This window comes from Nocardioides xinjiangensis, from assembly GCF_017916385.1.
GTDB classification, from domain to species: domain Bacteria; phylum Actinomycetota; class Actinomycetes; order Propionibacteriales; family Nocardioidaceae; genus Nocardioides; species Nocardioides xinjiangensis.
The window spans coordinates 2,572,321-2,584,049 of the sequence record NZ_JAFMSW010000001.1 but is presented as its reverse complement, the minus strand read 5'-3'; the positions used below and the strand labels follow the sequence as shown (position 1 = coordinate 2,584,049).

The 11,729-nt window shown below is 72.3% G+C and carries 8 protein-coding genes; 2 read left to right on the top strand and 6 right to left on the bottom strand.

The genetic code is table 11. The features are described 5' to 3' along the window. Positions 1–29: 29 nt before the first annotated feature. The 5 genes from guaA to guaB all read right to left on the bottom strand — a co-directional run bounded on the left by guaA (position 30) and on the right by guaB (position 8,037). Positions 30–1,604: a glutamine-hydrolyzing GMP synthase gene (gene guaA, locus J3P32_RS12205; protein WP_210440005.1), complete on the bottom strand. Its 1,575-nt coding sequence runs from the start codon at positions 1,602–1,604 to the stop codon at positions 30–32. A gap of 228 nt (positions 1,605–1,832) precedes the next feature. After that, positions 1,833–3,539 carry a GMC family oxidoreductase N-terminal domain-containing protein gene (locus tag J3P32_RS12200; protein WP_210440004.1) on the bottom strand — a complete coding sequence of 569 codons (1,707 nt, stop codon included), beginning with the start codon at positions 3,537–3,539 and terminating at the stop codon, positions 1,833–1,835. After that, complete coding sequence (locus tag J3P32_RS12195; RefSeq protein ID WP_210440003.1) at positions 3,536–5,152, bottom strand: succinic semialdehyde dehydrogenase; 1,617 nt, start codon at positions 5,150–5,152, stop codon at positions 3,536–3,538. The genes J3P32_RS12200 and J3P32_RS12195 overlap by 4 nt, the downstream gene beginning before the upstream one ends. A 112-nt stretch (positions 5,153–5,264) precedes the next feature. Further along, on the bottom strand, positions 5,265–6,374 hold the full coding sequence (locus J3P32_RS12190; protein WP_210440002.1) for a GuaB3 family IMP dehydrogenase-related protein: 1,110 nt from the start codon (positions 6,372–6,374) through the stop codon (positions 5,265–5,267). A gap of 160 nt (positions 6,375–6,534) precedes the next feature. After that, positions 6,535–8,037 (bottom strand): IMP dehydrogenase, encoded by a 1,503-nt coding sequence (guaB, locus tag J3P32_RS12185; RefSeq protein WP_210440001.1) that lies wholly within the window; start codon positions 8,035–8,037, stop codon positions 6,535–6,537. Positions 8,038–8,140: 103 nt separating this feature from the next. Between guaB and J3P32_RS12180 the strand changes: the two genes are divergently transcribed. Continuing rightward, the gene (locus tag J3P32_RS12180; RefSeq protein WP_210440000.1) at positions 8,141–8,662 is read left to right on the top strand and encodes a SigE family RNA polymerase sigma factor; all 522 of its coding nucleotides are present in this window, start codon (positions 8,141–8,143) and stop codon (positions 8,660–8,662) included. Beyond that, the gene (locus tag J3P32_RS12175) at positions 8,656–10,020 is read left to right on the top strand and encodes a hypothetical protein (protein WP_210439999.1); all 1,365 of its coding nucleotides are present in this window, start codon (positions 8,656–8,658) and stop codon (positions 10,018–10,020) included. Before J3P32_RS12180 ends, J3P32_RS12175 begins: the two co-directional genes overlap by 7 nt. A gap of 55 nt (positions 10,021–10,075) precedes the next feature. On the opposite strand, the gene groL is transcribed toward J3P32_RS12175, so the two are convergent. Then, positions 10,076–11,695 carry a chaperonin GroEL gene (groL, locus tag J3P32_RS12170; RefSeq protein WP_210439998.1) on the bottom strand — a complete coding sequence of 540 codons (1,620 nt, stop codon included), beginning with the start codon at positions 11,693–11,695 and terminating at the stop codon, positions 10,076–10,078. Positions 11,696–11,729: the final 34 nt, after the last annotated feature.

Here is an 11,729-nt window from a genome sequence, read left to right as displayed (position 1 = left end):
CGCGCAGGCTCCGGCCGTACGACCCCGGCTCACTCCCACTCGATGGTGCCCGGCGGCTTCGAGGTGATGTCGAGGGTGACCCGGTTGACCTCGGCCACCTCGTTGGTGATGCGCGTGGAGATCCGCTCCATGACCTCGTAGGGCAGCCGGCCCCAGTCGGCGGTCATGGCGTCCTCGGAGGTTACGGGCCTGATCACGACTGGGTGGCCGTAGGTCCGCCCGTCGCCCTGGACACCGACGGAGCGGACGTCGGCGAGGAGCACGACCGGCATCTGCCAGATGTCGCGGTCGAGGCCGGCGCGGGTGAGCTCCTGGCGCGCGATCGCGTCGGCGCGGCGCAGGATGTCGAGCCGGTCGGCGGTCACCTCGCCGATGATGCGGATGCCGAGGCCCGGCCCCGGGAACGGCTGGCGCCACACCATCTCGGCCGGCAGGCCGAGCTGCTCGCCGACGAGGCGAACCTCGTCCTTGAAGAGCGTGCGCAGCGGCTCGACGAGCTGGAACTCGAGGTCCTCGGGCAGCCCGCCGACGTTGTGGTGCGACTTGATGTTGGAGGTGCCGGCGCCGCCGCCGGACTCGACGACATCGGGGTAGAGCGTCCCCTGGACCAGGAAGCCGACCTTCTCGCCGTGCTCGGCCGCCTCGCCGAGGACCTGCACCTCCGCGGCCTCGAAGGCCCGGATGAACTCCCGGCCGATGATCTTGCGCTTCTCCTCTGGGTCCGTCACGCCGGCGAGCGCGGCGAGGAAGGTCTCCCGGGCGTCGTAGACGTGCAGGTTCACGCCCGTCGCGGCGACGAAGTCGCGCTCGACCTGCTCGGCCTCGCCCTCGCGGAGCAGACCGTGGTCGACGAACACGCAGTGCAGCCGGTCGCCGATCGCCCGCTGGACGATGGCCGCCGCGACGGCGGAGTCGACGCCGCCGGAGAGGCCGCAGATCGCGAGGCCGGAGTCACCGATCTGCTCGCGCACCCGCTCGATCTGCTCCTCGGCGATGTTGAGCATCGTCCAGGTCTGGCGGGCGCCGGCGATGTGGTGCAGGAAGTGCTCGAGCACCTTCTGCCCGTGCTCGGAGTGCAGCACCTCGGGGTGCCACTGGACGCCGGCGAGCCCCCGGTCGACGTCCTCGAAGGCCGCCACGGGGGTGCCCTCGGTCGAGGCGAGGACCGTGAAGCCGTCGGGCGCCTGCGAGACCGAGTCGCCGTGCGACATCCACACCTTGTGCTCGGCGGGGATGCCCTCCAGCAGGGTGCCCGGCTCGGAGACGGCCACGGGCGTACGTCCGTACTCCCGCGCGCCGGTGTGCGCGACCTCGCCGCCGAGGCCCTGGGCCATGAGCTGGAAGCCGTAGCACATCCCGAAGACCGGCACCCCGGCCGTGAAGACGTGGTCGTCGATGCCGGGGGCGCCTTCGGCGTACACGCTCGAGGGGCCGCCGGAGAGGATGATCGCCTTGGGCTTGCGCGCCAGCATCTCGGCCACCGGCATGGTGTGCGGGACGATCTCGGAGTACACCCGTGCCTCGCGGACGCGCCGCGCGATGAGCTGGGCGTACTGCGCCCCGAAGTCGACGACGAGGACGAGGTCGTGCTCTGGCTGCGTCACGGTCGGAGTCTATCGAGGTCGCCGCTGCACGGTCTTATCCGGACGGACATCAGGGCCCGGCCGGGGAGGGAGGGTGGCCGGGCCCTGATGCGGACGTCCCAGCCCTGCGGACAGGTGCCGAGATCACGGAGCCCGACCCTTGGGAGGGAGCGTGACTGTCGGACTCCTTACTCGGCCCAACGACGTCCTGAGGGGGTGGTTACGGCCCGCCGCGAGGAATTCTGCGGGTCAGCTGACCCCGACGATCGGGAGCCGCAGCGCGCCCGGCGCCGCCTCCGGCACGACCGGGTTCTTCGGCTCCACGGGGGCGACCACCCGGTACGCCGAGCCGAGCGCCGGCCGCGGGTCGGGCTCCCCCTTGTTGGGCCAGAACGCCATGGCCCGCTCCGCCTGCGCGGTGATCGTCAGCGAGGGGTTCACTCCGAGGTTCGCCGACACCGCCGAGCCGTCGACGACGTGCAGGCCGTCGTGGCCGAAGAGCCGCTGCCACGGGTCGACCACGCCGGTCTCCGGCGACTCCCCGATCGTGCAGCCGCCGATGAAGTGCGCGGTGAGCGGACGGTCGAAGGGCTCCCCGACGTTGCCGCCGGGCGTACCTCCCATCACGTCCGCCATGCGGCGCACGGCGTCGTAGGCCACCGGGATGTAGGTCGGGTTGGGCAGGCCGTGGCCCTGCACCGAGGTCATCCGCCAGCCGAAGCGGCCCTTGACGCCCCTGGTGGTGATGGAGTTGTCGAGCGTCTGCATCACGAGCGCCACGACGGTGCGCTCGGACCAGTGCCTGAAGTCGTAGAGGTCGAAGGCGGTGCGCCGCTGCGCCCACAGCTCGCGCAACCAGGTGCGCACGCGTGAGGTGCCGGGCACCTCGTCGGCGAGCACGGTCTGCAGCAGCGCCATGGCGTTGGAGCCCTTGCCGTAGCGCACCGGCTCGATGTGCGTGACGTCGTCGGGGTGCCACGACGAGGTGATCGCGACCCCCTCGGTGTAGTCGGTCGAGGTGTCCGGCGCCAGCGCACCCAGGATCGCCTCGGAGTTGGTGCGGGTGAGCACGCCGAGCCGGTCGCTGACGTGCGGCAGGTCGCCCTCGCCCTTGAGCTGGTGGAGCAGCTTCTGGGTGCCGAGGGCGGCCGCGGAGAAGACGACCTGGTCGGCGGTGAACGTCCGGACGGCCGTACGCCGCGACAGCTTCGCCTTGGTCCAGCGGGCCGTCACCTCGTAGCCGCCGCCCGCACGCGGCCGCACGCGGGTCACGGTGGTCAGCGGGTGCACCATCGCGCCGGCCTGCTCGGCGAGGTGGAGGTAGTTCTTGACCAGCGTGTTCTTGGCGTTGTGGCGGCAGCCGGTCATGCACTCGCCGCAGTTGCGGCAGGCGTGCCGGACCGGGCCGGCACCGCCGAAGTACGGGTCCTCGAAGCGCTCGCCACCCTGGGCGTCGGGCCCTCCGAAGAAGACGCCGACCGGTGTCGGGTGGAAGGTGTCACCGACGCCCATGTCCTCGGCGACCTTGCGCATCACCTCGTCGGCCGGGGTGTGACGCGGGTTCTCGACCACGCCCAGCATCCGCTTGGCCTGGTCGTAGTAGGGCGCCAGCTCGGCCTTCCAGTCGGTGATGTGCGCCCACGACGGGTCGCGGTAGAACGCGTCGAGCGGCTCGTAGAGCGTGTTGGCGTAGACCAGCGAGCCCCCACCGACCCCGGCGCCGGCGAGGATCAGGCAGTCCTTGACCATGTCGATGCGCTGGATGCCGTACATGCCCAGCGCGGGCGCGAACAGGAACCGCCTGGCGTCGAAGGACGTGGCTGGGAAGTCGCCGTCCTCGAAGCGCGCGCCGGCCTCGAGCACGCCGACCGAGTAGCCCTTCTCGGTGAGCCGCAGCGCCGTGACCGAGCCACCGAAGCCCGACCCGACGACGAGGACGTCGTAGTGCGCGCTCACGCGCGACCGAGCTTGTTGAGCAGGCGGAGCGAGGCCGTCAGCACCGTGGCGTTGGCCTCCTCGGACATGCCGAGCACCGGCGCGATGGGCACCAGGCGCTGCGTGGCCACCGACTGCGCCTCGGTGTAGCGCAGGATCCCCTCGGCTCCCTGGCGCCGACCCAAGCCCGACTCGCGCATGCCGCCCATCGGCGCGGCGAGCGAGCCGAAGGTGGCGCCGTAGGCCTCGTTGACGTTCACGGTGCCGCACCGGATGCGGCGCGCGACGGACCGTCCGCGGGTCGTGTCGCGGGTGTACACCGACGCGTTCAGGCCGTAGAAGCCGTCGTTGGCGCGCTCCACCGCCTCGTCCTCGCTGTGGAAGCGGTAGAGGGAGACGACCGGGCCGAACGTCTCCGCGCCGAAGCACTCCATGTCGGCCGAGACGCCCTCCAGGATGGTCGGCTCGAACACGAAGGGCCCCAGGTCGGGGCGGTGCCTGCCGCCGGTGAGGACGCGTGCTCCCTTCGCGACCGCGTCCTCGACGTGCCGGGTGACGGTGTCGAGCTGTGCCTGGGAGATCAGCGAGCCCATGTCGAGCGACCAGTCGTGGCTGGCGCCGAGGGTCATCGCCTGGGTGCGCGAGACGAACGCGTCGACGAACCGGTCGTAGACCTGGTCGGCGACGAACAGCCGCTCCGTCGACACGCACAGCTGGCCGGCGTTGGAGAACACCGCTCGTACGGCGCCCTCCGCCGCGCGGTGCACGTCGGCGTCGCGGAGCACGAGCATCGGGTTCTTGCCGCCGAGCTCGAGCGAACAGCCGATCAGCCGGTCGGCGCACTGGCGGGCGATGAGCCGTCCGGTCGCGGTCGACCCGGTGAAGGCGACGTAGTCGGCCTCGGCGACCAGCGCGCCGCCGACCTCGGGGCCGGGACCGGCGACGACCTGCCAGATCTCGGGCGGGAAGCCCGCCTCCTCCAGCATCTGCACGCCGAGCAGCGCCGTCAGCATGACCTGTGCGTCGGGCTTGGCCACCACGGCGTTGCCCGCGAGCAGGGCCGGCAGGCCGTCGCACAGCGCCATGGTGAGCGGGTAGTTCCAGGGCGAGATGATGCCGACGACGCCCTTGGGGACGCGGTGCACCTCGGCCCGGGTGAGCACCGGGAACATCCCGGCGACCCGTCGGCTGTCGAGGTGCCGGTGGGCGGTCCGGGCGTAGTAGCGGGCGGTCAGCGCGACGTGGGCCACCTCGAGGTAGGCGTCCTTGCGCGCCTTGCCGGACTCCCACACGACGAGGTCGATCAGCTCCTCCTGCCGGTCGAGGACCAGGTCGTGGAGGCGGAGCAGCGCCGCGGCGCGCTCGTCGAGCGGGGTGGCCGCCCAGGCCGCCTGAGCGCGACGCGCCCGGGTGAACGCCTCGGCGACGTCGGCGGCGCTCGACTGCGGGACGTGCGCGAGCGGGGTGCCGCCGACGGGCGAGGTCACCGCGGCCGTCTCGCCGGAGGTGCTGACGATCCGCCGGGTCAGGGCGGCGACGTACGAGCGGTCGAGGCCGTAGGCCGCCGTGCTGTCGTGCTCGGGGTCCGCGGGCCCGTCGGTGATGGGACCGGAGGCGGGGGTCTGCTCGCTCATCCCCGAAGGGTAGGTCGGCGCCGAAGCCGTTGCTACTGGTTGGTCACTTTTCCCAGCATTTGACATCCGTACGGCTTTTGTCGAGCCCTCCGAGCGGCGCCCGGCGCGGACGTCAGCGGTGGACGACGACCTCGATGCGCTGGAACTCCTTGAGCTCGGTGTAGCCCGTGGTCGCCATCGCGCGCCGCAGGGCGCCGACGAGGTTCATGGTGCCGTCGGCGACGCGCGAGGGACCGAACATGATCTCCTCGAGCGAGCCGACCGGCGAGAACTCGACGCGCTCGCCGCGCGGGAGCTCGGCGTGCGTGGCCTCGCTGCCCCAGTGGAAGCCGCGCCCCGGCGCCTCGCTCGCACGGGCGAGCGGGGAGCCGATCATCACCGCGTCGGCGCCGCAGGCGATGGCCTTCGCGATGTCGCCGGAGCTGCCGATCGAGCCGTCGGCGATGACGTGCACGTAGCGGCCGCCGGACTCGTCGAGGTAGTCGCGGCGCGCGGCGGCGACGTCGGCCACGGCGCTGGCCATGGGCACGGCGACGCCGAGGACCGTGCGCGTGGTGTGCGCGGCGCCGCCGCCGAAGCCGACGAGCACGCCCGCCGCGCCGGTGCGCATGAGGTGGAGGGCGGCCTGGTGGGTGGCGCACCCGCCGACGATGACCGGGACGTCGAGCTCGTAGATGAACTCCTTGAGGTTCAGCGGCTCGGCCTGGCTGCTGACGTGCTCCGCGGAGACGGTCGTGCCGCGGATGACGAACATGTCCACGCCGGCGTCGACGACGGTCTTGGCGTGGTCGCGGGTGCGCTGCGGCGACAGCGAGCCCGCGACGGTCACGCCGGCGGCGCGCACCTCCGCGAGCCGGGCGGTGATCAGCTCCGGCTTGATCGGCTCGGTGTAGATCTCCTGCATCCGGCGCGTCGCCTCCGGCCCCTGCAGGCCGGCGACCTCCTCCAGCAGACCGGTGGGGTCGTCGTACCTGGTCCAGAGGCCCTCGAGGTTGAGCACCCCGAGGCCGCCCATCTGGCCCAGCGCGATCGCGGTCGACGGCGACATCACGGAGTCCATCGGCGCCGCGAGGACCGGGATGTCGAAGCGGTAGGCGTCGATCTGCCAGGCCGTGCTGACCTCCTCGGGGTCGCGGGTGCGCCGCGAGGGCACGATCGCGATGTCGTCGAAGGAGTACGCGCGGCGACCGCGCTTGGCACGGCCGATCTCGATCTCGGTCACGGGGCACAGTCTCCCACCACTCCCGCGGGTCCCGTCGACTCGGGGAGGCAACCGAACGCGCGGGCCAGGTGGTCGGGCAGGGTATGGAGACACTGGCCGGCGAGCGGCCGACGACGCGGATGGTCTCCGAGGGCGACCTGAGGAGCGGCGCGCTGCTGGTCTACCGGCCGGAGTAGTTGGGCGCCTCGGCGGTCATGGTGACGCCGTGCGGGTGGCTCTCGGTGAGCGACGCGCTCGTGATCCGGACGAAGCGGCCCTTGTCCTGCAGCTCGGGGACGGTGCGGGCCCCGACGTAGAACATCGACTGGGTGAGCCCGCCGACGAGCTGGTGGGCGACCGGACCGAGCGGCCCGCGGTAGGCCACCTGCCCCTCGATGCCCTCCGGGACGATGTGGTCGTCACTGGCGATCTCGGCCTGGAAGTAGCGGTCCTTGGAGTACGACTTCTTGCCCCGGCTGCTCATCGCCGCCAGCGAGCCCATCCCGCGGTAGGACTTGTACTGCTTGCCGTTGACGAACACGAGGTCCCCGGGCGACTCCTCGCACCCGGCCAGGAGCGAGCCGAGCATCACCGAGTCGGCGCCGGCGACCAGCGCCTTGGCGATCTCGCCGGAGTGCTTCATCCCCCCGTCGGCGATGACCGGGACCCCGGCGGGCTTGCACGCCAGCGACGCCTCGTAGACCGCCGAGACCTGCGGCACGCCCACGCCCGTGACGACGCGCGTGGTGCAGATCGAGCCGGGGCCCACGCCGACCTTGACGGCGTCGGCGCCGGCGTCGACGAACGCCTGCGCGCCCGCGCGGGTGGCGACGTTGCCGCCGATCACCTGCACGTGGCGGGTGGCCGGGTCGGACTTGAGCCGCTTGACCATGTCGAGGAGGAGGTGGACGTGGCCGTGGGCGGTGTCGGCGACCAGGACGTCGACACCGGCCTCGACCAGGCGGGTCGCCCGCTCCCACGCGTCGCCGAAGTAGCCGATGGCCGCGCCGACGAGCAGCCGGCCGTCGTCGTCGTACGACGCGTGCGGGAACTGCTCACCCTTGACGAAGTCCTTGACGGTGATGAGGCCGGTGAGGTGACCCTCGTCGTCGACCAGCGGCAGCCGCTCGCGCTTGTGCTGGCGCAGCAGCGCCGTGGCCTCGTCGCGGGAGATGCCGGGGTGCCCGGTGACCAGGCCCTCGGCCGTCATCACCTCGCTGACCTTGGTGGTGGCCCACTCGGCCACGGGGGTGAACCGCAGGTCGCGGTTGGTGATGATGCCGATGAGCCGGTTGCCCAGGTCGACCACGGGCAGCCCGGAGACGCGGTACTCGCCGCACACGCGGTCGAGGTCCTCCAGCGTCGCGTCCGGCCCGATGGTGATGGGGTTGGAGATGATCCCGGTCTGGGTGCGCTTGACGAGGTCGACCTGGTAGGCCTGGTCCTCGATCGAGAGGTTGCGGTGCAGCACCCCGAGGCCGCCCTCGCGGGCCATCGCGATGGCCATCCGCGACTCGGTGACGGTGTCCATGGCCGCGCTGATCAGCGGCACCCGGATCGAGATCTCGCGCGTGAGGCGCGTCGTGGTGTCGATGTCGCTCGGGGCGAGGTCGGACTCACCCGGCAGCAGCAGGACGTCGTCGTAGGTGAGGCCGAGCGCAGCGAACTTCTCCGGGATCTCCACTCGTGCATTCTACGTGGCGGGCCGGCCGGTCTGGGACAGTGTCTGGGACCGCGTGCAACCTCCGGGGCGGATCGCCGCGTTGGGAACGACATGGAGCGAGACAGTGCGTGACGAGGCGGCGTTCGTGGAGTTCGCCGCGTCGGCGCGTGAGCGCCTGCGGCGCACGGCGTACCTGATGTGCGGCGACTGGGACCGGGCCTCGGACTTCGTCCAGGAGGGCCTGGTCCGGGTGTACGTCCGGTGGCCGCGGCTGGTGCGCAACGGCGGGGAGCTCGCCTATGCGCGCAAGGCGGTGGTCAGCGCATACCTCGACCACGCCCGGCGCCGGTCGAGCACCGAGCGCCCCACCGAGCCGGACCCCGCGCTCGCCTCGGCGGAGGACGTCGCGACGGCCGTCGTCGACCGGCAGACGCTGATGGCGGCGTTGGCGGGGCTGCCGCCGCGACAGCGCGCGTGCGTGGTGCTGAGGTACTTCGAGGACCTCTCGGTCGCCGAGACCGCGGCGCTGCTGAGGTGCACCGAGGGCACGGTGAAGAGCCAGACCTCGCGCGCGCTGTTCTCGCTCCGGTCCGTGCTGGAGGACTCGCCGTCGGGCGAGCAGGCCGAGGGAGCGGTGTCATGGTGAACGAGCTGCGCGAGCTGTTGCGGGACGCGTCGTCGGCGCCGCCGCAGGCGCCGGGCGACCTGTCCGCGGTGCTGCGGTCGGGTCGCCGGCGGGTCCGGCTGCGCCGCGCGGGCGTGGTCGGCGCCGGCGCCCTGACCGCCGGGGTCGTCGCCCTGGCGTCGGTCGCGTGGGTCGACCCCGCCCCCGAGGACCTCGAGGCCGCGGGGATCCCGCGTCCGGCCGGTCCGACCGTCCGCCTGGCCGAGGCCCGTCCGGCCGTCGAGGGGACCGACTACCGCGACGTCACGACGTACGCCAACGAGGACCTCGACGCCGACAACGGGCAGTACGTCGACGGCGTCACGGACGACGGGCTCCTGCTCTCCCGCGACGGCCCGCGCTCGGACCAGCTGTTCCCCCGCTTCGCGCTCCTCGACCCCGCCACCGGCGAGAAGGACTGGCTGCCGCGTCCCGACGTCGGCCAGGCGCAGCTGTGGGCCGTGGAGCTGTCGGAGGACCGCCTCGTGCTGGTGAGCCCGGACGACGGCCTCGTGACCGACGGCCCGTCCGCGGGCCTGACGGCGCACGTCTTCGACCGCGCCGACCGACGGTGGCGCTCCCTGGCGTGGCCCGAGCTGCGCCGCGCGAGCGAGCCGTGGGGTGCCGAGGTCGGCCCCGACGGCCGGCTCTACGTCCCGGTGCCGGCGACCCGGGGGAAGGTGCCCGAGGGCGGCTGGCCGACGGGGCCCGGCGGCGAGGCCGACGACGCCGATGCCGAGGGCGACACCTTCGACCTCTGGTCGGCGTCGCTCACCGACACCGGGGACGTGCGCGACGAGCGGCTGCGGGTCGGGGCCTTCGACTTCGACGGCGACTCCCTGGTGTGGACCGACTCCTCCAACGGTGCGGCCGGCCGGGTCCACGTCCGCGACCTCGACACGGGCGAGGAGACGTCGTTCGACCCGCGGCTGGGCGCGCGGTGCAACCTGCTGGGCTTCGACGTCGCCGGGGACCGGATCGCGATGTCGCAGTACTGCGGCACCTACGGCGACGGCGTCCGCGACGACCGGGTGCAGGTGGTCACGACCGACGGCGAGCAGGTCGTCACGGTGCAGGACGACGGCGTCGACGGCGGCCGGCTGGTCGCCGGCGGGGACTTCCTGACCCTGACGGCGTACGGCCGGGCGAGCGGCGGCACGTACGTCTACGACATCGGGGGCGGCCGCCTGCTGCGGCTCAGCGAGGCCCACTCGTCCTGGGCGGTCGGGCAGGGACCGGCCCCCGGCGACCTCTTCCTGTGGAACGAGCCCGCGGGGCGGGTCAGCGAGGTGTTCGGCCGCAGCGGCGCCCGGGCGCACGTGAGCGAGATCCTCCGGTGACGCGACAGGCCCGCACCGGAGTCCGGTGCGGGCCTGCTGCGGGTCGTGCGGGGGCTCAGTGGCCGTGGCCGTGCCCGTGACCGGCGGCCGCGGGCTCCTCCTCCTCGGGCTTGTCCACGACGAGGGTCTCCGTCGTGAGCAGCATCGCGGCGATCGACGTCGCGTTGACCAGCGCGGAGCGCGTGACCTTGACCGGGTCGAGCACGCCCTGGCCGACCAGGTCGCCGTACTCGCCGGTGGCGGCGTTGTAGCCGTTGCCCACGCCGAGCTCACGGACCTTGGACGTCACGACGTAGCCGTTCTCGCCACCGTTCTCGGCGATCCAGCGCAGCGGCTCGTCGGCGGCCTTGCGGACCACGCGGACACCGGCCGCCTCGTCGCCGGTCAGGCCGAGGTCGTCCTGCAGCACGGAGACGGCGTGGATGAGGGCGGAGCCACCGCCGGGGACGATGCCCTCCTCGATCGCGGCACGCGTCGCGGAGACGGCGTCCTCGATGCGGTGCTTCTTCTCCTTGAGCTCCACCTCGGTGGCGGCGCCGACCTTGATCACGCAGACGCCGCCGGCGAGCTTGGCGAGGCGCTCCTGGAGCTTCTCGCGGTCCCAGTCGGAGTCGGTGTTCTCGATCTCGGCCTTGATCTGGTTCACCCGGCCCTCGACGGCGGTGCTGTCGCCCGCGCCGTCGACGATCGTGGTGTTGTCCTTGGTGATGACCACGCGACGGGCCTGGCCGAGCACCTCGAGGCCCACCTGGTCGAGCTTGAGCCCGACCTCGGGGGCCACGACCTGGCCGCCGGTGAGGATCGCGATGTCCTGCATCATCGCCTTGCGGCGGTCACCGAAGGCGGGGCTCTTGACCGCGGCGACGTTGAACGTGCCGCGGATCTTGTTGACGACCAGCGTCGAGAGCGCCTCGCCCTCGACGTCCTCGGCGAGGATGAAGAGGGGCTTGCCGGTCGCGATGACCTTCTCCAGCAGCGGGAGGAGCTCCTGGATCGAGGAGATCTTGCCCTGGTGCAGCAGGATGTAGGGGTCGTCGAGGACGGCCTCCATCGACTCCGGGTCGGAGACGAAGTAGGCCGAGATGTAGCCCTTGTCGAACTGCATGCCCTCGGTGAACTCGAGGTCGGTGCCCATGGTGTTGGACTCCTCGACCGTGATCACGCCGTCCTTGCCGACCTTGTCGAAGGCCTCGGCGAGCAGGTCGCCGATGTGGCTGTCGCGGCTGGAGATCGTGGCGACCGACGCCATGTCCTCGCGGGACTCGACCTCGCGGGCGGCCTCGCGCAGCGCGTCGCCGACGGCCTCGGCCGCGGCGTCCATGCCGCGCTTGAGGCCCATCGGGTTGGCACCTGCCGCGACGGCGCGCAGGCCCTCGTGGACCATCGCCTGGGCCAGCACGGTGGCGGTGGTGGTGCCGTCGCCCGCGATGTCGTTGGTCTTGGTCGCCACCTCCTTGGTGAGCTGGGCACCGAGGTTCTCGAACGGGTCGTCGAGCTCGACCTCGCGAGCGACGGTCACGCCGTCGTTGGTGATCGTGGGGGCGCCCCACTTCTTGTCGAGGACGACGTAGCGGCCCTTGGGGCCGAGCGTGACCTTGACGGCGTTGGCGAGGGCGTCGACACCGCGCTCGAGGGCGCGGCGGGCGTTCTCGTCGAACTCCAGGATCTTGGGCATCTGTGTGCTCCTAGGAAAGGTTCAGGACCGGACG